We start from the raw sequence: 20,362 nt of genomic DNA on the forward strand, positions 1-20,362 counted from the left end.
CGTGGCGTCCCTTCGAACAGAGGCTTCTATCGTACGCGGAGCGACGGGGCGTCGAGTCCCGCGGCGGGCTTCCGCGGCTCCGAGAGCGCTGGGGACGCGGGACCCAGCCGCGGCCAGGCGATCACCACGAGGGCGATGAGCGCGGGGACGAAGGTCCACGCGATGCCGAGGCCGTTCGCGGGCACCAGGACGGATCCTCCGGCGCTGCGCAGCGCGAGCAGCCCGATGACCCCCAGCAGCCCCATGGCCGTGCAGAAGGCGACGAAGCGGTCCACCATCACGATCCGCAGGCCCAGGAGCAGCAGCAGCACCGCGGCGAGGGAGGCGGCGAGGCCCACGGGCAGCACTGCGTCGCCGACGACGACGGTGCTCTGGTGGGCGACGGTGGTGATCGCTCCGACGACCGCGCCGACGAGCACCGAGAGGGCGCCGGACACGACCCGCGAGCGCAGATCGGGGCGCTCCTCGGCCACCGGCTCCTCGACCGCGGCCGCGGGGGCCGGGCGGAAGCGCTCGACACGGGCGATGGGGAACGCGGGACCGCTCGAGAGCCTCGCCGTCCCGTCCTCGACGACGATCTGGGTGCCGTGGGCCTCGAGCGCGGCGCGCTTGCGTTCCCAGTCGTCGGCGCTGAGCTCGAGGACGACGTCCCCGGGTGCGGGCGGAGCGTCCTCGGGCAGGACGGCGAGGAAGCGCAGGCCGAGCAGCTCGGCCGCCTGCCGGGCGATCGCCGCGGTGCGGACGTGGTCCGGGTGCCCGTAGCCGCCCCCCGCGTCGTACGAGAGGACGACCTCGGCCCGGGTCTGCTGCAGCACGGCGATCAGGTCGGCGATCTGCTCCTCCTCCGAGCCGGCGGTGAGGGCCGCCGGGTGCACGGGCTCGAGCGGCTCCGGGACGCGGCCGGGCCCCCACTGCATGCCGGAGTCGCGGTAGACGCGCGGCGAGAGGCCGCGCGCCCGCGCACCCTCGGCGCCGAGGAAGCGGTGGTCGGCGACTCCGAGCGCCGTGAGTGCGACGACCAGCTCGGTCGTGCGGTGGGAGGCGAGATCCTCGGAGCCCTCGAGTGACGCGAGGTCCTCCGGGATCACCTCGCCGCACTCCCCGCGCGTGGCGGTGACCACCGTCACCGAGGCGCCCTGCGCCACGAGGTGCGCGAGAGTCCCGCCCATGGTGATGCTCTCGTCGTCCGGATGCGCGTGGACGGCCACGATCCGCTCGTCCGCTCCGACTGGGCTCGCGTCCACACTCCTACCTTCCGTTCGGCGCGCCGGTGCGTCCCGCGCCGCTTCTGGACAGGCGATCGGGCAGAGCACTACAGTCGACTCCGGTAAGGCAAGGCTTACCGAAGGTTCGGGCCCGGGGCGGGGGTCGTCCCCGTCCCTCCCCGCGATCGACCGAGAGAACACGCGTGCTCGCAAATTACCTCATCGGCCTCCGCGAAGGCCTCGAAGCGGGTCTCGTGGTCGGCATCCTCGTCGCCTACCTGACCAAGCTCGGGCGCCGCGACGTGCTGCCGCGCCTGTGGACCGGCATCGCCGCGGCCGTCGCGATCTCGCTCGTGACCGGGGCGATCCTCACGTGGGGACCGTACGGTCTGTCCTTCCAGGCGCAGGAGCTGCTCGGCGGCGGGCTCTCGATCCTCGCGGTCGGGCTCGTCACCTGGATGATCTTCTGGATGGGCGCGAACGCCCGCAGTCTGAAGGGCGAGCTGGAGTCGCGGCTCGATGCGGCCGTCGGCGGATCCGCCCTCGGCATCGTGGTCCTCGGCTTCGTCAGCGTGGGTCGCGAGGGCATCGAGACCGCCCTGTTCGTCTGGGCGAGCGTGTCCTCGAGCAGCGCCTCCTCGGGGGCGGACGCCTGGATCGGCACGATCGGCGCACTCCTGGGCATCCTCTCGGCGGTCGTCATCGCCTACTTGATCTTCCGCGGCTTCGTCCGGATCGATCTCGGCCGGTTCTTCACCTGGACCGGCGGCTTCCTCATCCTGGTCGCCGCAGGCGTGCTCTCGTACGGCGTCGGCGACCTGCAGGAGGCGGCCCTGCTGCCCGGCTGGGGCGCTCCGCTCTTCAGCCTCGGCCCCGTGGTTCCCGCACCGATCGCCGCGATCCTCGGCGGGCTCTTCAACTACACCCCCGAGCCGACCGCGCTGCAGTTCGCCGCATGGCTGCTCTACCTCGCCGTCGTCGGCCTGCTCTTCGTCCGCCAGGTCCGGCTCCGCCGACCGCGTCGGGGCAGCGCGGCCCCGGTCGCGACCCCCGCTCCCACCTCCGTCTGACTCCGGCTCCGCCGGTGCGTCCTGCCCTCTACTCCAGGAGAACCATGCCCTCGCGCGCACTCCCCCGTCGCTCCCCGCTCCCCCGCGCCCTGTCCGGCCTCGCCGGCGCCGGTGTCCTCGCGCTCGCGCTCTCGGGCTGCGTCCCGAACACCGCCGCCTCCTCGTCCGCGGCTCTCGGCGTCGCGATCAGCGACGAGTCGTGCGATGTCTCGGCCGCGACCGCCGAGGCCGGCGCCGTCACCTTCTCGCTCGCGAACGACGGCTCCGACGTCAACGAGTTCGAGATCCTCGCTGACGACAAGCTGCGCATCGTCGGCGAGAAGGAGAACGTCACTCCCGGCCAGACGGTGTCGTACGTCGCCCAGCTCGAGCCGGGCACCTACTACACCGCGTGCAAATTCCAGCAGGTCGGTGCTCCCGTGGGACTGGCGGAGTTCACGGTCACCGGCGAGGCGACCGAGCAGTCAGCCGACGAGAAGGCGGCGACCGAGGCGGCCGTCACCAACTACGTCGCCTACGTGAAGTCCCAGGCGGGCGAGCTCCTTCCCGCTGTGCAGGCCTTCGCCGACGCCTACACCGCCGGCGACGACGAGACGGCCCGGGGCCTCTTCGCCTCGACCCGCGTCTTCTACGAGCGCATCGAGCCGACCGCGGAGGCCTTCGGCGACCTCGACCCGAAGATCGACTACCGCGAGGTCGACGCGGTCGCGGAGGGACTGGACTGGACGGGCTTCCACCGCATCGAGAAGGACCTGTGGGTCCCGGCGCAGGACGCGCTCAACTCCGACGGCACCAGCGCGTACCTCGACTGGGCTCCGTCGACTCCCGAGCAGCGCGCCGAGTTCGGCCGGGGTCTCGTGGACGACGTGCAGAGCCTCTACGACCTCGTGAACGCCGACGACTTCACCGTCACGGTGGGCGACATCTCGAACGGCGCCATCGCGCTGCTCGACGAGGTCGCCGCCGGCAAGATCACCGGCGAGGAGGACTGGTGGTCGGGCACCGACCTGATGGACTTCGCCGCGAACGTCCAGGGCGCCGAGGTGGCCTTCGGCAACGTCGAGCCCATCGCCACCGCGTCGGGCGACGAGGGCGCCGACCTGACCGCCGACATCACGGCCCAGTTCACCGCCCTCGACGCGCTGCTCGCCCAGTACGGCTCGATCGACGCCGGCTTCGTCTCCTACTCCTCGGTGACCGACGAGCAGAAGAAGGAGCTCTCGGACCAGGTGAACGCCCTGTCCGAGCCGCTCTCGCAGCTGACCCACACCGTGCTCGGCGTCGAGGAGCCCACGGAGTAGATGGACGACGAGCAGAACGCCGCGGCCGACGTCGACTCCGACACCGCCGACCCCGTCGAGCAGCCCCGCCGCCTGTCGCGGCGCGGGCTGCTCGGCCTCGTCTCCGCGGGGACGGCCGGCATCGCGGCGGGAGTGGGCGGTTCCGTCGCCGTCGCCTCCGCGACGAGCGCCACCGCCTCCGGGGCGTCGAGCACCGTGCCGTTCTTCGGCGCGAATCAGGCCGGCATCACGACCGCGGCGCAGGACCGGCTCCACTTCGCGGCCTTCGACGTCGCCTCGGGCACCTCGCGCGAGGACCTGATCGAGCTGCTGCAGGACTGGACGCTCGCGGCGTCGCGCCTGACACGCGGGCTCGACGTCAGCGAGGAGGGCGCCGTGGGCGGCCCCGACACCGCCCCTCCGGACGACACGGGCGAGGCGCTGGGGCTCGACGCGACAGCTCTGACCATCACCTTCGGCTTCGGCCCCGGCCTCTTCGCGGACGCGGACGGCGTCGATCGCTTCGGGATCGCGGACCGGCGGCCGCCCGCCCTCGAGACGCTCCCCCGGTTCCGGGGCGACGCGCTCGTCCCGGCTGCGAGCGGCGGCGATCTCTGCATCCAGGCCTGCGCGAACGACCCGCAGGTCGCGGTGCACGCGATCCGCAACCTCAGCCGCATCGCCTTCGGACGGGCGTCGCTGCGCTGGTCGCAGCTGGGCTTCGGCCGCACGTCCTCCACGTCGACGGCGCAGGCCACTCCGCGGAACCTGTTCGGGTTCAAGGACGGCACGGCCAACGTGAAGTCGGAGGAGACCGATGCGGTCCAGGAGCACGTCTGGGTGCAGGAGTCGGACGGGCCGGACTGGCTCGTCGGCGGCAGCTACCTCGTGGCGCGCAAGATCCGCATGATCATCGAGACGTGGGACCGCAGCCAGCTCGGCGAGCAGGAGCGCGTGATCGGCCGCAGCAAGGGCTCGGGAGCGCCCCTCTCGGGCGGCGACGAGTTCGCCGAGCCGGACTTCGCCGCGACCGGCGCCACGGGGGCGCCGCTCGTCGACGAGGCCTCCCATGTTCGCCTCGCGCATCCCTCCGTCAACAACGGAGCGCGGCTCCTGCGTCGCGGCTACAACTTCGTCGACGGCAACGACGAGCTCGGGCGACTGAACGCGGGGCTGTTCTTCCTGTCGTTCCAGCGGTCGCCGGAGCAGTTCGTCACGGTGCAGCGCTCGCTCTCGGAGGACGCGCTGAACGAGTACATCAAGCACGTCGGCTCGGCGGTCTTCGCGGTGCCGCCCGGCGCGCGGGGCGAGGGCGACTTCGTGGGGTCGGCGCTCTTCGCCTGACGCAGAGGGGGCGCCCCTCCCCGCTGATCGAGTAGGCCGCGCAGCGGCCGTATCGAGATCCGCGACCCCCGGAGCACGCGGGTCTCTAGACGCCGCTGCGCGGCTACTCGACGGGCAGGGGGGACGAGACGCAGAAGACCGGCCGGAGGTGGACCTCCGACCGGTCTCGAGCCGAGCGGGCGCGCAGGGCGCCCGACCGGATCAGCCCTGCTTCTTCAGACGGCTGGTCTGACGGGCGCGCGCGTTGGCGTCGAGCTCGACCTTGCGGATGCGCACGATCTCGGGGGTGACCTCGACGCACTCGTCCTCGCGGGCGAACTCGAGGCACTCCTCGAGCGTCAGCTGACGCGACGGCGTCATCGACTCGAACGTGTCGGAGGTGGACTGACGCATGTTGGTCAGCTTCTTCTCCTTGGTGATGTTCACGTCCATGTCGTCGTTGCGCGAGTTCTCGCCGATGACCATGCCCTCGTAGACCTCTTCCGTGGGGTTCACGAAGAAGGTCATGCGCTCCTGGAGCGCGATGATGGCGAACGGAGTGACGACACCGGTGCGGTCGGCCACGATCGAGCCGTTGTTGCGGGTGACGATGGCGCCGGCCCACGGCTCGTAGCCGTGCAGGATCGCGTTCGCGATGCCGGTGCCGCGCGTGGTGGTGAGGAACTCGGTGCGGAAGCCGATCAGACCGCGCGAGGGGACGATGAACTCCATGCGGACCCAGCCGGTGCCGTGGTTCGCCATGTTCTCCATACGGCCCTTGCGGGCGGCGAGGAGCTGCGTGATGGCGCCGAGGTACTCCTCGGGGGCGTCGATCGTCAGGTGCTCGAACGGCTCGTGCGTCTTGCCGTCGACCTGGCGGGTGACCACCTGGGGCTTGCCGACGGTGAGCTCGAAGCCCTCGCGGCGCATCTGCTCGACGAGGATCGCCAGCGCGAGCTCGCCGCGGCCCTGGACCTCCCACGAGTCGGGGCGGCCGATGTCGAGGACCTTGAGCGACACGTTTCCGATGAGCTCGCGGTCGAGGCGGTCCTTGACCATGCGCGCGGTGAGCTTGTGGCCCTTGACCTTGCCGACGAGCGGCGAGGTGTTGGTGCCGATGGTCATCGAGATCGCCGGGTCGTCGACCGTGATGGCCGGCAGCGGGCGGATGTCCTCCGGGTCGGCGATGGTCTCGCCGATGGTGATCTCGGGGAAGCCCGCGATCGCGACGATGTCGCCGGGGCCGGCGGACTCGGCCGGGTAGCGGTCGAGCGCCTTCGTGATCAGCAGCTCGGTGATGCGGGCGGTGGTGTGGGTGCCGTCGTGGTGGACCCAGGCGACGGTCTGGCCCTTCTTGATGTTGCCGTTGAAGACGCGCAGCAGGGCGAGGCGGCCGAGGAACGGCGAGGCGTCGAGGTTCGTGACGTGGGCCTGGAGGGGCGCCTCGTCGTCGTAGGTCGGCGCCGGGATGTGCTTGAGGATCGCCTCGAACAGCGGCTCGAGGTCTTCCGCGTCGGGCAGCGTGCCGTTCTCGGGCTTGTTGGAGGAGGCGCGGCCCGCCTTGCCGGATGCGTAGACGACGGGGACGTCGAGGATCGCGTCGAGGTCGAGGTCGGGGACGTCGTCCGCCATGTCGGAGGCGAGGCCGAGGAGCAGGTCCTGGCTCTCGGCGACGACCTCGTCGATGCGCGCATCGGGGCGGTCGGTCTTGTTGACCAGCAGGATCACGGGCAGCTTGGCCTCGAGCGCCTTGCGGAGCACGAAGCGGGTCTGCGGGAGGGGGCCCTCGGACGCGTCGACGAGGAGGCAGACGCCGTCCACCATCGACAGGCCGCGCTCGACCTCGCCGCCGAAGTCGGCGTGGCCCGGGGTGTCGATCACGTTGATCGTGATGGGGCCCTCGGTCGCGTGCTTGCCGCGGTACGAGACCGCGGTGTTCTTCGCGAGGATCGTGATGCCCTTCTCGCGCTCGAGCTCGTTCGAGTCCATCGCGCGCTCGTCCACGTGGGCGTGCGCGTCGAAGGAGTTCGTCTGCTTGAGCATGGCGTCGACCAGGGTGGTCTTGCCATGGTCGACGTGGGCGACGATCGCGACGTTGCGCAGGTCGGAGCGGGTGGCACTTGCCATGTGAACGGACTCGTCTCGTGTTCTCGTGCATGAAGGGGGACCCTCCATCGTACCGCAGGCGCGCCGCGGAACGACGGAGGGCCCCGATCCGGTCCGATCACCCCGCGGAACACGGGACTCTCGGGCGCGGAACGGGGCCCTCGCGGCGGCGGATCAGACGGCGAACTCGATGCCGGCGCCGGGGATCGCCGCGAGCAGCTCGCGGGTGTACTCCTGCTGCGGCGAGTCGAACACCGTGTCGGTCGGGGCGTGCTCGACGATGCGGCCCTTCTGCATCACGCAGACGTCGTCCGCGATCACGCGGACCACGGCGAGGTCGTGCGTGATGAACAGGTAGGTCAGCCCGAGCTCGGCCTGCAGATCCGCGAGAAGGCGGAGGATCTGCGCCTGCACGAGCACGTCCAGCGCCGAGACGGCCTCGTCGAGCACGACGATCTCGGGCTTGAGCGCGAGTGCCCGGGCGATGGCGACGCGCTGGCGCTGACCACCGGAGAGCTCGTTCGGGTAGCGCCCGGCGATGACGCGCGGGAGCGAGACCTGGTCGAGCAGCTCGAAGACTCGCTCGCGCTGCGAAGCGCGGTCGCCGACCTTGTGCACCCGCAGCGGCTCCGAGATCGTGTTGCCGATGTTGTGCAGCGGGTCGAGCGAGCCGTACGGGTCCTGGAACACGGGCTGCATCGAGCGGCGCAGCGCCAGCATCTCCTTGCCGCGGAGCTTCTCGGTGCGACGACCGTCGATCGAGATGGCCCCCTTGGTGGCGGTCTCGAGACCGAGCACGAGGCGCGCGATCGTCGACTTGCCCGAGCCCGACTCGCCCACGAGGGCGGTGGTGGTGCCCTTGGGGATCGAGAACGAGACGTCGTCCACGGCCGTGAAGTCCTCGGCCTTCAGCCCGCCGCGGCGGATCTTGAAGACCTTGGTCAGGTTCTCGACCTCGATCATCGGCTTCGTCGTCGCGGGGGCGCCCGTGTGGGTGCCCGCCGCGCGGACGAGGTCGACCTCGGCGACGGCGGCGGACTCGCCGGGCACCGACTCCTTCGCGGCTCCGGCGGTCGACTGGATGCGGCGCGAGGCGAGGCTCGGAGCCGCGGCGATCAGGCGCTGCGTGTAGGGGTGCTGCGGGTTCTGCAGCACCTCGACCGAGGCGCCGGACTCGACGATGCGGCCCTTGTACATGACGATGAGCTTCTCGGCGCGCTCGGCGGCGAGGCCGAGGTCGTGCGTGATGAAGAGCAGCGCGGTGCCGTCGGTCTTCGTCAGCGTCTCGAGGTGGTCGAGGATCCGCCGCTGGACCGTCACGTCGAGCGCCGAGGTCGGCTCGTCGGCGATGAGGAGCTGGGGCGCCGCGGCCAGGCCGATGCCGATCAGGACGCGCTGCCGCATGCCTCCGGAGAACTGGTGCGGGAACTGCTTCAGCCGCTTCTCGGCGTCGGCGAGACCGGCGTTCTGCAGCACCTCGATCGCCTTGGCGCGCACCTCCTTGCGGCCGGTCGCGAGACCGTTCGCCCGGATGGTCTCCTCGACCTGGAAGCCGACCGACCACACGGGGTTGAGGTTCGACATCGGGTCCTGCGGCACGTAGCCGATGCGGCGGCCGCGGATGTCCTCGAGCTCGGAGCGCGTCGCCTTCGCGAGGTCCTTCCCGTCGAAGAGCACGGAGCCGCCGGTGACCTTGCCGGAACCGGGGAGCAGGCCGATGATCGCCGCGGCGGTCGTCGACTTGCCCGAACCGGACTCCCCCACGATCGCGACGGTCTGGCCGTGCTCGATCGTGAGGCTGACGCCGCGCAGGGCGGGCACCAGGCCGCTGCCGGTCTGGAAGCCGACCTCGAGGTCGGTGACCTGGAGCAGGGGCCCCTTCGGAGTGGTCGAGTCGGTCATCGGAGGGCCCTCGCCTTCGGGTCGAGCGCGTCGCGCAGGGCCTCGCCCATGAGGATGAAGCTCAGCACGGTGATGGTCAGCGCGGCGGACGGGTAGATCAGCGTCTGCGGGTTGGTCCGCAGGTCGCGCTGGGCCTGGCTGATGTCGTTGCCCCACGACATCACGGAGCCGGGGAGGCCGACGCCGAGGAACGACAGGGTCGCCTCCGCGGTGATGGCTGCGCCGAGCGAGATCGTCGTGACGACGATCACGGGGGCGATGGAGTTGGGCATGACGTGGCGGAACAGGATCGCCATGCGGGACAGACCCGTGGCGGTCGCCGCTCCGACGAAGTCCGACTGCTTGACCCGCAGGACCTCGGACCGCAGGACGCGGGCCGTGGTCGGCCACGCGAACGCGCCGATCGCCAGGGCGATGACGAACACGTTCCGGTGGGCCGAGAAGACCGACATGATGACGACGGCGGCGAGGATGTAGGGGATCGAGAAGAAGATGTCGCCCGCGCGCATGATCACGGTGTCGACCCAGCCGCCGAAGAAGCCGGCGAGCGCGCCTCCGATGACACCCGTGATGGTGGTGATCAGGATGACGATCAGACCCACCGTGAGCGACGTCGACGTGCCGTGGACGATGCGCGCGTAGACGTCGCAGCCCTGCTTCGTGTAGCCGAGGAGGCTGCCGTCGCCGGGGCCCTGGTTGCTGAAGCCGAGGTCGCAGGCGCGGGGGTCGATCGAGGTGAAGAGGTTCGGGAGCAGCGCGACGGCGACGATCAGCACGATCAGGGCGCCGGAGATCCAGAACATCGGCCGGCGGCGCAGGTCCTGCCAGGCGTCGGTCCAGAGGTTGCTGGGCTTCTCGTCGAGCGAGACGGCGTCGACCGAGGCGATCGGGGTCTCCTCGAGCGGTGCCACGAAGTGATCGATGCGACGGGGGGCGTCGCGGTTCATCTCATTTGGCATAGCGGATCCTCGGGTCGAGTACGGCGTAGAGCAGGTCGACGAGGATGTTCACCACGAGGTAGAACAGCACCATGACCGTGACGAAGGAGACGACGGTCGGCCGCTCCCCTCGGATGATCGCCTGGTAGAGCGTGTTCCCGACTCCGGGAACGTTGAAGATGCCCTCGGTGACCGTGGCGCCCACGATCAGCAGGCCGAAGTCGGCGCCGAACTGGGTCGTGACCGGGATCAGCGAGTTGCGCAGGATGTGCACGGGCACGACGCGCTTGCGCGAGAGGCCCTTGCTGTACGCGGTGCGCACGAAGTCGGAGCCCGCGGTCTCGATGACCGAGCCGCGGGTGAGCCGGATGGCCGAGGCGACGACGAACAGGGCGAGCACGATGGCCGGGAGCAGGAGCCGCTCGAATGTCGGCGAGCCGCCCACCGTCGGTGAGAACCAGCCCAGCTGCACCGCGAAGAAGGACTGCGCGATGAAGCACAGCACGAAGATCGGCACCGAGACCAGGAGGAGGCTCACCACGAGCGCGCTGGCGTCGAAGAACGAGCCCTTCCGCAGACCGCTGATGAGGCCGATCGTGAGAGCGACGACGATCTCGATGACGATCGCCATCATGGCGAGGGTGAGCGTGACCGGGAACGTGCGGGCGAGGATGTCGTTCACCGACTGGCCCGAGAAGGAGATGCCGAAGTCGCCGCGGACGACGCCGCCGAGGTAGTAGAGGTACTGCACGATGAACGGCTCGTTCAGGTGGTACTGCTCCTCGAGGCGCGCGAGCAGCGCGGCGTTCGGGGTCTTGTCGCCGAAGAGGGCGAGGAGGGGGTTCCCCGGCATGGCGAAGACCATGAAGTAGATCAGGAACGTCGTCCCGATCAGGACGGGGACGGCTTGCAGGATGCGTCGGACGATGTAGGCGAGCACGTCAGCCCTGCCTGTTCCGGTGTCGCATGGTGGACCTCATTCGATCGTGACCGAACAAGGCGCTCCGCCCGCGGGAACGGTCGTGCCGTCCCCGCGGGCGAAGCGCCCGTCGTGTCTGATGTCAGCTCTTGGTGATCTGGTAGAACAGCGGAACCGAGTTCCATCCGAACTCTACGTCGGACACGGTCTCGCTGTAGCCGCCGGTCACGTTGGCGTACCAGAGCGGGATCGACGGGAGGTCCTGGAGCAGGACCTCCTGAGCCTTCTGGTAGTCCTCGTTCGCGGTCGCGAGGTCGGTCTCGGCCGAGCCGTCGGCCAGGAGCTGGTCGAACTCGGCGCTGGAGTAGTCACCGTCGTTCGACGAGGCGTTGGTCGCGTACAGCGGGCCCAGGAAGTTGTACAGACCCGGGTAGTCGGCCTGCCATCCGGTGCGGAACGCGGTCTCGATCGAGCGGTCGACGATCTTGGTGCGCGCCTCGGCGAAGGTCGGGTAGGCCTCGCCCACGGCCTCGATGCCGAGCGTGTTCTTGACCGCGTTCGACACGGCGTCGACCCAGCCCTGGTGTCCACCGTCGGCGTTGTAGGCGATCGAGAAGGTGCCCGTCCACGGGGAGATCGCGTCGGCCTCGGCCCACAGCTTCTTCGCCTCGTCGGGGTTGTACTCGAGCACCTCGGCGCCCTCGAGGGAGTCGCTCCAGCCGTCGATCACCGGGGAGGTGAAGTCGGAGGCGGGGGTGCGGGTGCCCTCGAAGATGACGTCGGTGATCTGCTCGCGGTCGAAGGCCATCGAGATGGCCTGGCGGCGCAGCTTGCCCTCTTCACCGCTGAAGTGCTCGAGGCGCTCCGGGATGGTGAAGGACTGGAACACGGCGGAGGCCTGGTTGACCGCACGGTCGCCGAGGTCGCTCTCGAAGGTGCCGAACGCGGAGTCCGGGATCTGGTCGATGACGTCGACGTTGCCCGCGAGCAGGTCGGCGTACGACGCGTCCTGGGTCGCGTAGAACGTGATCGTGATGCCGCCGTTGACCGGGACGCGGGGTCCGTCGTAGTCGGGGTTCACGATCAGGTCGATCTGGACGTCGTGCTGCCACGCGCCCTCGCCGTCGAGCATGTAGGGGCCGTTGCCGATCGGGTTCTCACCGAAGGCGTCCATGTCGTCGTAGGCGACGCTGGGCAGCGGGTAGTAGGCCGAGTAGCCCAGGCGCTGCGGGAAGTCCGACTTGGGAGCCGAGAGCGCGACGGTGAAGGTGGTGTCGTCGACGACCTTCAGACCGGTGAGCTCGGTGTCCTCGTCGTAGCTGAAGCCCTCGATGTCCTCGAAGAAGTAGCTCTGGAGCTGCTCGTTCGAGTACTTCGCGCCGTAGTTCCAGGCGTCGACGAAGGACTGGGCCGTGATCTCCTCACCGTTGGTGAAGGTGCGACCGGGCTCGATCGTGATGGTGTAGTTCTGCGCGTCGTCCGACTCGACCGACTCGGCCAGGTCGGGCTGCGCCGCGCCCTCGGCGTCGTAGTAGTAGAGACCGGCGAAGATCTCGTCGAGGATCTTGCCGCCGCCGACCTCGTTGGTGTTGGTCGGGACCAGCGGGTTCTGCGGCTCGGAGCCGTTGGTGAGGATGATCGCGGCCGAGTCTCCGGCCGCATCTCCCCCACCGTCGTCGTTCGAGCTGCTGCAGCCGGCGAGGACCAGGGTGCTCGCGGCGACGAGCGCCAGAGCTCCGAGGCCGAAACGTCTGATTTTCACTATTCCTCCAGTGGTGTGAGGGCGCACGGGAAGTGATTTCCCGGATGCTGTGGTCGCCGCGCGCGTGGCGACGGCCTCGGCGCACGGGAGACTGTTGGCCCCCGCGCAAGTGCCATCGACGAGACTATGTATCGGCTCGCTATCTGCACAAAAGCATGTGGAAACCGTTACACAGCGGTAACCGGGAGGTGGAATCCTTGCGCGATTCCGCACGAAACCTGCGTGATGGGCCGTCTTCGCGCAACGCATCGATTCAGAGGAGCTCCACGCAGTGTCCACCACGCTGACAGGATCCATGCAGCCACGAGGGCGGATCCGGACAGAGATCCTGCTCGTCCTGGGCCTCTCGCTCGGCGCCTCCGCGATCTACTCCGTCGTGTCGATCACCAACCGGCTGACGCGTGACGTCGCTCTCTCGGAGCAGACGGCGACGCTGAACGGAGCGCTCAGCGACCGGCCCGCGTTCGACCTGATCTACCAGCTGCTGGCGCTGTTCTTCGATCTGGTCCCGGTGGCGCTCTGCGCGTTCCTGCTCTGGCAGAGCTCCGGACGGCCTCTGGGGCGGCTGGGGCTCGACCTCCGGCATCCGCTGCGCGACCTCGGTACCGGGACCGTGCTCGCGGTCGCGATCGGTGCGCCGGGGATCGCGCTCTACGCCCTCGGCCGCGCGCTCGGAGTGACCGTGGCGGTGGTCGCCTCACCGCTCGACACGTACTGGTGGACCGTGCCCGTGCTCGTGCTCTCGGCGATCCGCGCCGGGATCCAGGAGGAGGTGATCGTCGTCGGCTACCTCTTCGCGCGACTCCAGGATCTGGGCTGGGGGCGGTGGCGGATCCTCTTCGCCAGCGCGCTGCTCCGGGGCAGCTACCACCTGTACCAGGGCATCGGGCCGTTCATCGGCAACGTGATCATGGGCGTCGTGTTCGGGCTGTTCTACCAGCGCTTCGGCCGCACGCTGCCGCTCGTGATCGCGCACTCGATCATCGACATCGTGTCGTTCGTGGGGTATCCGCTGGCGGTGGCGCTCTGGCCGGAGCTGTTCGCGGCCCCGGAGCCCGCTTCCTAGCTCGAGCCTGTACGCAACCGAGGGCCGGAGCTTCGAAAGGAGCGTTGTCCCGGCTTCTGCCGCCGATCGACCTCGGTCACCGACGCTCTCCGTGGCGCCGGCCGGTCCAGAGGTGCGGCTTGCGCTGGACGAAACCCCTGATGACGGCTTCGGTCCGCTCCCACGAGGTGATGATCTGACGGGTCGAGAGTCGGATGCAGAGGTACCCCTGAGCCGCCAGCTCGAGGCTCCGCCCGTAGTCCTCCTCCAGCTGGTGCGAGCGGGAGTGGAATGCGCGGCCATCGGGTTCGAACACGAGCCGCTCCCCCAGGAGGACGTCCACCCGCCCCACCCGGGGGATCGGCACCTGCGACCTCACGCGGACCCCCGACCGGCGACCGCATCGGCGCACCCTCGTCTCCAGACCGGACTGGGACGAGGGGTCCACCTCGTCGAACACCCACTGCTTGCCGGTGGGCGCGAGACCGCGGAGTGCGAGGAGATCGTCGAGAGCGATCGCGCCGGAGTTCACAGCGCTGTCGAAGGTCATGAGGGCGTCCTCGCCGTCGATGCAGGCGAGCAGATGGAGAAGCGAGGAGCGGAGGCCGTCGAGCGACGACGTCTCAGGACCGCACCCTTCCCACGCGCGCCAGTGCAGCACCAGGCCGTCGCTCCCTCGGCGCTCCGAGGAGTGGGGCGGGACGGCGACGTGCAGTCGGCCCGTCTCGACCACCCAGAGGCCGCGAGCGTCCAGGCCCGATGCGCAGCTGAGCACGCCGCCGGCCGCGACGGCGCGGCGCTGGTCGAGCGGAAGGGTGGGAAGCGCGAACCATCCGCGTCTCAGCCGGAGGACGGCTCCGGAGTCCACCGCCGCTCGCACAGCGCGCGCCGCGACTCCTGCGCGAGCGAGCTGCGCCGTCGTCGCGACTCCGTCGAGTCCTGCCAGGACATGCATGAGGCGTTCCACGGCATCACGATCCCCCGATGCGAGATCACCTCAGCGCGTTCGGCGACGATTCGTGGACTGCACGCCACAGCGACGTCGTGTGGAGGACCGTGCGTGTTCGCAACCGAGGGTGGTCGAGGCGGAAGACGGGCAGGACGCCCCTCTCCCGCATCTCAGCCTCGGTTGCGAACACGCACCGCCGGGCCGATCAGGCGAAGGCCTCGATCGGCGGGCAGGCGCAGACCAGGTTGCGGTCGCCGAAGGCCTGGTCGACGCGGCGGACCGGCGGCCAGTACTTGCCGCGCACGAGCGAGCGGACGGGGTAGACCGCCTCCTCGCGCGAGTACGGGTGCGTCCACTCCCCCGTGACCAGGCACTCCGCCGTGTGCGGGGCGTTGCGCAGCGGGTTGTCGTCCACCGGCCACTCCCCCGCACCGACGCGGTCGGCCTCGGCCTTGATGCCGATCATCGCGTCGATGAAGCGGTCGATCTCGGCGAGGTCCTCGCTCTCGGTCGGCTCGACCATCAGCGTTCCCGCGACGGGGAAGCTCATGGTCGGGGCGTGGAAGCCGTAGTCGACGAGGCGCTTCGCGACGTCGTCCACGGTCACTCCGGTCGCCGCGGTGAGCGGGCGGATGTCGAGGATGCACTCGTGCGCGACGAGGCCGTTCTCGCCCGTGTAGAGCACCGGGAAGTGCTCGCGCAGGCGAGCGGCGACGTAGTTGGCCGAGAGCACGGCGGCGCCGGTGGCGGCCCGCAGGCCGTCCTCGCCCATCATCCGGGCGTACGCCCACGAGATGGGGAGGATGCCGGGGCTGCCGTAGGGGGCCGCCGAGACCGGGACGCCGCCGTGCACGACCGTCTCCCCGTTCTGGCCCAGGGCGTGCTCGAGGCGCTGGGCGAGCGGGTGCCCGGGCAGGAACGGCGCGAGGTGCGCCTTGGCCGCGACGGGTCCGACTCCGGGGCCGCCACCGCCGTGCGGGATGCAGAACGTCTTGTGCAGGTTGAGGTGCGAGACGTCGCCGCCGAAGTCGCCGAAGCGCGCGAAGCCCAGCAGCGCGTTGAGGTTGGCACCGTCGACGTAGACCTGCCCGCCGGCCTCGTGGACGAGGCGGCAGATCTCGGAGACCTCGTGCTCGTAGACGCCGTGCGTCGACGGGTACGTGATCATGAGCGCCGCGAGGGCCGGGGCGTGCTCGCCGATCTTGGCGCGCAGGTCGTCGAGATCGACGTTGCCGAGCTCGTCGCAGGCGACGACGACGACCCGCATGCCCGCGAGCACCGCGCTGGCGGCGTTGGTGCCGTGCGCGCTCGAGGGGATGAGGCAGACGGTGCGCTCCAGGTCGCCGTTCGCGCGGTGGTAGCCGCGGATCGCGAGCAGTCCTGCGAGCTCCCCCTGCGAGCCCGCGTTGGGCTGCAGCGAGACGGAGTCGTAGCCGGTCAGGTGCGCGAGCCAGCGCTCGAGCTGGTCGATGAGGGCGAGCGAGCCCTGCACGTCGGCCTCGGGGGCGAACGGGTGCAGATTCGCGAACTCGGGCCAGCTGACCGCCTCCATCTCGGCGGCGGCGTTGAGCTTCATCGTGCAGGAGCCGAGCGGGATCATGCCGCGGTCCAGCGCGTAGTCGGCGTCGGCGAGGCGCTTGAGGTAGCGCATCATCGACGTCTCACTGCGGTGCGTGTTGAACACCGGGTGCACGAGGAACGGCGTGGCGCGCTCGAGCGCGACGGGGATCGAGCGCGAGGAGGCGGCGAGGAAGCCGTGCGCCGAGTCGAGGTCGCCGATCGCGACGGCGAGTGCGACGACCTCGGCAGTCGTCACGGTCTCGTCCAGCGAGACCGCCACGGTGTCGGCGTCGACGAGGCGCACGTCGAAGCCGGCGTCGCGGGCGCGGGCGACCGCCGCCTCCGCGCCGTGCGGCACGACGACCGCGACGGTGTCGAAGAAGTCGGCGTGGCGGAGGGAGTGGCCCCGGTCGAGCAGGAGGCGCGCGAGCAGCGCGGCCCGCGAGTGCACCTGCTCCGCGATCCGCGCCAGGCCGTCAGGACCGTGGTAGACCGCGTACATGGCCGCCATGACGGCGAGGAGGACCTGCGCCGTGCAGATGTTCGACGTGGCCTTCTCGCGGCGGATGTGCTGCTCGCGGGCCTGGAGCGACAGGCGGTAGGCAGGGTGGCCGTCCGCGTCCTGGCTGACGCCGACGAGGCGGCCGGGCAGCTGGCGCTCGAGTCCCTTGCGGACGGCCAGGTAGCCGGCGTGCGGTCCGCCGAAGCCCATCGGGACGCCGAAGCGCTGCGAGGTGCCGACCGCGACGTCCGCCCCGAGCTCGCCCGGCGAGCGGACGAGGGTGAGGGCGAGCAGATCGGCGGCGACGACTCCGAGGCCGCCGTGGGCCGTGACCGCGGCCAGCACGGCGGAGGGGTCCCAGAGGTGCCCGGAAGCGCCGGGGTACTGCACGAGCGCGCCGAAGCACTCGGGCACGTCCTCGGCGTCGGTGCGCGAGAGCGGCAGCTCGACGATGCGGATGCCCACCGCCTCGGCACGGCCGCGCAGAAGTGCGAGCGTCTGCGGCAGCGCGTCGGAGTCGACGAGGAAGACGTCCGTGCGCGCCTTGGACGCGCGGCGAGCGAGCAGCATCGCCTCGACGACGGCCGTGCCCTCGTCGAGCATCGACGCGCCGGCGGTGTCGAGACCGGTGAGGTCCGACACCATCGTCTGGAAGTTGATCAGCGCCTCGAGGCGTCCCTGCGAGATCTCGGGCTGGTAGGGCGTGTAGGCCGTGTACCAGCTCGGGTTCTCGAGGACGTTGCGCTTGATCACCGCGGGCGTCAGCGTGCCGTGGTAGCCGAGGCCGATCAGGGGGCGGCGCACCGTGTTGCGGGAGGCGAGGGCGCGCAGCTCGGCCAGCGCCTGGGTCTCTGTCGCAGGGGCGGGCAGCACAGGCGCGAGGTCGCGCACGCGGATCGACTCGGGGACGGCGGCGGTGACCAGCGCGTCGACGGAGTCGTAGCCGAGGGCGGCCAGCATCGTGCGCTGGGCGTCGGCGTCGGTCCCGATGTGGCGGGACTCGAACTCGGAGGGGGTGCGGAGGGTCGACATCTACTCTCCGACCAGCTCGCCGTAGGCCGCGGCGTCGAGCAGGCCGTCGGGCAGCGCCTCGAAGCGCACCTTGATCAGCCAGCCCTCGCCGAACGGGTCGGAGTTGACGAGCTCGGGGCTGTCGACGACTCCGGAGTTGGTCTCGAGGACCTCGCCGTCGACCGGAGCGAAGAGCTCGCCCACGGACTTCGTCGACTCGATCTCGCCGACGACGCTGCCGCCCTCGACGCGGGAGCCCGCGTCGGGCAGCTCGACGAACACGACGTCGCCGAGCTTGTCCGCGGCGTAGGCGGTGATGCCCACCGTCGCGACGTCACCGTCGACGGAGATCCACTCGTGATCGGAGGTGTACTGCAGGTCGGAGGGGACGGCCATGTCAGATCTTCTTTCTGGAGTAGAAGGGGAGGGCGGTGACGGTCATGGGGAGGCGGCTGCCGCGGATGTCGACGGAGACGGTGGTGCCCGGCTGCGCCTGGGCGGGGGCGACGTACGCCATGGCGATGGGGACGCCGAGCGTGGGCGAGAGGACCCCGCTGGTGACGACTCCGATCTCGTCGCCGCTGTCGGAGAAGACGGTGTAGTCGGCGCGGGCGGCGCGGCGCCCCTCGCCGACGAGGCCGACGAGCACGGGGGCGTCCCCGGCCGGGCCCTCCTCGCTGGCGGCGCGGCCGACGAAGTCGATCGGCTTGCCGAATGCGACGACGCGGCCCAGGCCCGCCTGCGCCGGGAAGATCTCGCGGGAGAGCTCGTGGCCGTAGAGCGGCATGCCGGCCTCGAGGCGGAGGGTGTCGCGAGCGGCGAGGCCGGCCGGGACGAGACCCGCTCCGGCTCCGGTCTCGGCGAGCGCCTCCCACAGGGCGGGGGCGGTGTCGGGGGCGACGTAGATCTCGAAGCCGTCCTCGCCGGTGTAGCCGGTGCGGGCGATCAGGATCGGATGCGCCTCGAAGGTCGCCGGCACCGCGCGGTAGTAGCGCAGCTCCTCGAGCAGGCGGGCGGCGTCGTCGGTGTCGAGCACCGACTCCGTTCCCCGCTCCGTCTCGACGGCGAGGCCCTGCACGTTCTGCAGGATCTCGAGCGACTTCGGGCCCTGGATCGCGATCAGCGCGACGTCGTCGCTCTCGTCGAACAGCTCGCAGTCGAACATCGCCGTGCGGTCGCGCAGCTGCTCGGCGACCACGTGCCGGTTGGAGGCGTTCGCGACGACCATGAAGCGGTCCTCGCCCGTGCGGTAGACGACGAGGTCGTCGATGACGCCTCCGGTGCGGTCGAGCAGCAGCGTGTACTTCGCCCGGCCGACAGGGACGGCGCTCAGATCGCTCGCGAGGGCGTAGTCGAGCGCGTCCACCGCCTCGGGGCCGACGACCAGGATCTCGCCCATGTGGGAGAGGTCGAAGAGGCCGGCGGCGGTGCGCACCGCGTGGTGCTCGGCCAGATCGCCGGAGTAGCGCACCGGCATCCACCAGCCTGCGAAGTCGGTGAAGGAGGCGCCCGCCGCCACATGCACGTCGTGCAGCGGGGAGTAGCGCGGCGCAAGGCTCTCCGCGGGAGGGGTCGTTCGGTTCTCGGACATGAGTTCTCCAATTCGTCGCAGTGCTGCGCACGCGCCCGCACAGGTCGATGGTGCGAGGCACAGCAGTGCCGTGGGAACTCCCCCTCTGTCGGGATGCCTGAGAGGTTCACGTCGCTCGGAGCGGCGCTTTCACCGTGGGCTGCCTCGTCGGAGTGATCGCACCGCGCAGGCGGCTCGTCGCTCCGCGACGCATTTCCAGAGTGGCCAGTTCGACGCGGTACAAGACCTGAGAGATTGGCGGGGAGGCTTGCTCCTTCGGTGCCGACGGAGTCGGCTCTCCCGCGTCGCGTATGCGGCCCGGTATTCGGTTGTCCGCTCACCCTAGCGGGGTGCTGCTTGCGCTGTCCCCTCCCCCCGAGATGCCACTCCGGTTCGGCTCCCTCGGCGTGTCCCGTCCCGGAGTGGAATCTCCCGGAGACCGACCTGGGGTTTGGTGTTCGGGTCGGAGTGACACTAAGCTCGGCGCAGCACTTACAGTCAGTGTGACTCTTAGTAGGGATCCGCCATGGATGCAGCCGTACCGCAGCTCGCGGTCTCGACCGTCATCTTCGCGCTGCGCCCGCATCCCGAGACCGGGGCGAGCACCGTCTGGATCCCGGTCGTCCGCCGGATCCGGGAGCCGTTCGAGGGCCTGTGGGCCCTGCCGGGCGGGCCGCTGCGCCCGGACGAGGACCTCGCCGAGGCCGCCCGTCGGACGCTCCGCGAGACCACCGGACTCGCTCCGCGCTACCTCGAGCAGCTCTACGCCGTGGGCGGGCCCGACCGCTCCCCCGGCGAGCGCCGAGTCGTCTCGATCGTCTACTGGGCGCTCGTGCGCACCTCGGAGGCCGACGAGGCGATCGTGGGCGAGAACGTCACCTGGCTGTGCACCGACCTGCCGCTCGAGCTGGCCTTCGATCACGGGCTGATCGTCGACTACGCCCTGTGGCGCCTGCGCAACAAGATGGAGTACTCCCGCATCGCGCAGGCCTTCCTCGGCGGGACCTTCACCCTCGCCCAGCTGCGCGAGGTGCACGAGGCCGTCCTGCAGAAGCCCCTCGATCCGGCGAACTTCCGCCGCTCGATCGAGGCGTCCAAGACCGTGGTACCCACCGAGCAGCGCCTGGCGGGCACCCGCCACCGCCCTCCGCGGCTGTACCGCTACGACGAGTCCGTGGCACTCGTCGACAACGGGCCGTTGCCGGTCTGAGCACCGGCAC

Annotated in this window: 15 protein-coding genes and 1 riboswitch; of the genes, 5 read left to right on the forward strand and 10 right to left on the reverse strand. The window is 70.4% G+C overall.

The window, feature by feature from the left end; genetic code table 11:
- Positions 1 to 26 precede the first annotated feature (26 nt).
- Positions 27 to 1,244: a PIG-L family deacetylase gene (locus tag IOC53_RS03560; protein WP_207403012.1), complete on the reverse strand. Its 1,218-nt coding sequence runs from the start codon at positions 1,242 to 1,244 to the stop codon at positions 27 to 29.
- Between the two features lie 164 nt (positions 1,245 to 1,408).
- On the opposite strand from IOC53_RS03560, the gene efeU reads away from it, so the two are divergent.
- Genes efeU through efeB form a run of 3 tightly spaced genes read left to right on the forward strand, consistent with a single transcriptional unit; the run spans position 1,409 to position 4,899 of the window.
- Positions 1,409 to 2,275, forward strand: coding sequence for an iron uptake transporter permease EfeU (gene efeU, locus IOC53_RS03565; RefSeq protein ID WP_207403013.1), 867 nt, complete (start codon positions 1,409 to 1,411; stop codon positions 2,273 to 2,275).
- Between the two features lie 44 nt (positions 2,276 to 2,319).
- Positions 2,320 to 3,576, forward strand: a complete 1,257-nt coding sequence (gene efeO / locus IOC53_RS03570) for an iron uptake system protein EfeO (protein WP_207403014.1) — start codon at positions 2,320 to 2,322, stop codon at positions 3,574 to 3,576.
- Complete coding sequence (efeB, locus tag IOC53_RS03575; RefSeq protein WP_207403015.1) at positions 3,577 to 4,899, forward strand: iron uptake transporter deferrochelatase/peroxidase subunit; 1,323 nt, start codon at positions 3,577 to 3,579, stop codon at positions 4,897 to 4,899.
- Between the two features lie 201 nt (positions 4,900 to 5,100).
- Here efeB and typA read toward each other — a convergent pair whose 3' ends face one another.
- From typA to IOC53_RS03600, 5 genes are all read right to left on the reverse strand, one after another.
- Positions 5,101 to 7,005: a translational GTPase TypA gene (gene typA, locus IOC53_RS03580; RefSeq protein WP_207403016.1), complete on the reverse strand. Its 1,905-nt coding sequence runs from the start codon at positions 7,003 to 7,005 to the stop codon at positions 5,101 to 5,103.
- 153 nt (positions 7,006 to 7,158) lie between these two features.
- Positions 7,159 to 8,886: an ABC transporter ATP-binding protein gene (locus IOC53_RS03585; protein WP_207403017.1), complete on the reverse strand. Its 1,728-nt coding sequence runs from the start codon at positions 8,884 to 8,886 to the stop codon at positions 7,159 to 7,161.
- The gene (locus tag IOC53_RS03590; protein WP_242682847.1) at positions 8,883 to 9,845 is read right to left on the reverse strand and encodes an ABC transporter permease; all 963 of its coding nucleotides are present in this window, start codon (positions 9,843 to 9,845) and stop codon (positions 8,883 to 8,885) included. Before IOC53_RS03590 ends, IOC53_RS03585 begins: the two co-directional genes overlap by 4 nt.
- Positions 9,835 to 10,764: an ABC transporter permease gene (locus IOC53_RS03595; RefSeq protein WP_107574894.1), complete on the reverse strand. Its 930-nt coding sequence runs from the start codon at positions 10,762 to 10,764 to the stop codon at positions 9,835 to 9,837. The genes IOC53_RS03590 and IOC53_RS03595 overlap by 11 nt, the downstream gene beginning before the upstream one ends.
- A gap of 121 nt (positions 10,765 to 10,885) precedes the next feature.
- On the reverse strand, positions 10,886 to 12,505 hold the full coding sequence (locus tag IOC53_RS03600; RefSeq protein ID WP_307786056.1) for an ABC transporter substrate-binding protein: 1,620 nt from the start codon (positions 12,503 to 12,505) through the stop codon (positions 10,886 to 10,888).
- Positions 12,506 to 12,800: 295 nt separating this feature from the next.
- Between IOC53_RS03600 and IOC53_RS03605 the strand changes: the two genes are divergently transcribed.
- Positions 12,801 to 13,571 carry a CPBP family intramembrane glutamic endopeptidase gene (locus IOC53_RS03605; RefSeq protein WP_207403019.1) on the forward strand — a complete coding sequence of 257 codons (771 nt, stop codon included), beginning with the start codon at positions 12,801 to 12,803 and terminating at the stop codon, positions 13,569 to 13,571.
- Between the two features lie 76 nt (positions 13,572 to 13,647).
- Here IOC53_RS03605 and IOC53_RS03610 read toward each other — a convergent pair whose 3' ends face one another.
- The 4 genes from IOC53_RS03610 to gcvT form a co-directional block, all read right to left on the reverse strand.
- Positions 13,648 to 14,505, reverse strand: a complete 858-nt coding sequence (locus tag IOC53_RS03610) for an endonuclease domain-containing protein (RefSeq protein WP_207403020.1) — start codon at positions 14,503 to 14,505, stop codon at positions 13,648 to 13,650.
- A gap of 199 nt (positions 14,506 to 14,704) precedes the next feature.
- On the reverse strand, positions 14,705 to 17,593 hold the full coding sequence (gene gcvP / locus IOC53_RS03615) for an aminomethyl-transferring glycine dehydrogenase (RefSeq protein ID WP_207403021.1): 2,889 nt from the start codon (positions 17,591 to 17,593) through the stop codon (positions 14,705 to 14,707).
- Complete coding sequence (gene gcvH / locus IOC53_RS03620; protein ID WP_207403022.1) at positions 17,594 to 17,968, reverse strand: glycine cleavage system protein GcvH; 375 nt, start codon at positions 17,966 to 17,968, stop codon at positions 17,594 to 17,596.
- Position 17,969: 1 nt separating this feature from the next.
- Complete coding sequence (gcvT, locus tag IOC53_RS03625; protein WP_207403023.1) at positions 17,970 to 19,163, reverse strand: glycine cleavage system aminomethyltransferase GcvT; 1,194 nt, start codon at positions 19,161 to 19,163, stop codon at positions 17,970 to 17,972.
- 205 nt (positions 19,164 to 19,368) lie between these two features.
- Positions 19,369 to 19,455, reverse strand: a riboswitch (glycine riboswitch).
- Between the two features lie 213 nt (positions 19,456 to 19,668).
- Between gcvT and IOC53_RS03630 the strand changes: the two genes are divergently transcribed.
- Positions 19,669 to 20,352: an NUDIX domain-containing protein gene (locus IOC53_RS03630; protein WP_207403024.1), complete on the forward strand. Its 684-nt coding sequence runs from the start codon at positions 19,669 to 19,671 to the stop codon at positions 20,350 to 20,352.
- Positions 20,353 to 20,362: the final 10 nt, after the last annotated feature.

The sequence above is a fragment of the Rathayibacter sp. SD072 genome (assembly GCF_017355185.1).
Lineage (GTDB): Bacteria > Actinomycetota > Actinomycetes > Actinomycetales > Microbacteriaceae > Rathayibacter.

Coding starts and splice junctions, on each gene's coding strand:
- efeO (WP_207403014.1), top strand. CDS start 2,320: ATGCCCTCGCGCGCACTCCCCCGTCGCTCCCCGCTCCCCCGCGCCCTG.
- efeB (WP_207403015.1), top strand. CDS start 3,577: ATGGACGACGAGCAGAACGCCGCGGCCGACGTCGACTCCGACACCGCC.
- typA (WP_207403016.1), bottom strand. CDS start 7,005: ATGGCAAGTGCCACCCGCTCCGACCTGCGCAACGTCGCGATCGTCGCC.
- IOC53_RS03585 (WP_207403017.1), bottom strand. CDS start 8,886: ATGACCGACTCGACCACTCCGAAGGGGCCCCTGCTCCAGGTCACCGAC.
- IOC53_RS03590 (WP_242682847.1), bottom strand. CDS start 9,845: ATGCCAAATGAGATGAACCGCGACGCCCCCCGTCGCATCGATCACTTC.
- IOC53_RS03605 (WP_207403019.1), top strand. CDS start 12,801: ATGCAGCCACGAGGGCGGATCCGGACAGAGATCCTGCTCGTCCTGGGC.
- IOC53_RS03610 (WP_207403020.1), bottom strand. CDS start 14,505: ATGCATGTCCTGGCAGGACTCGACGGAGTCGCGACGACGGCGCAGCTC.
- gcvP (WP_207403021.1), bottom strand. CDS start 17,593: ATGTCGACCCTCCGCACCCCCTCCGAGTTCGAGTCCCGCCACATCGGG.
- gcvH (WP_207403022.1), bottom strand. CDS start 17,968: ATGGCCGTCCCCTCCGACCTGCAGTACACCTCCGATCACGAGTGGATC.
- gcvT (WP_207403023.1), bottom strand. CDS start 19,163: ATGTCCGAGAACCGAACGACCCCTCCCGCGGAGAGCCTTGCGCCGCGC.
- IOC53_RS03630 (WP_207403024.1), top strand. CDS start 19,669: ATGGATGCAGCCGTACCGCAGCTCGCGGTCTCGACCGTCATCTTCGCG.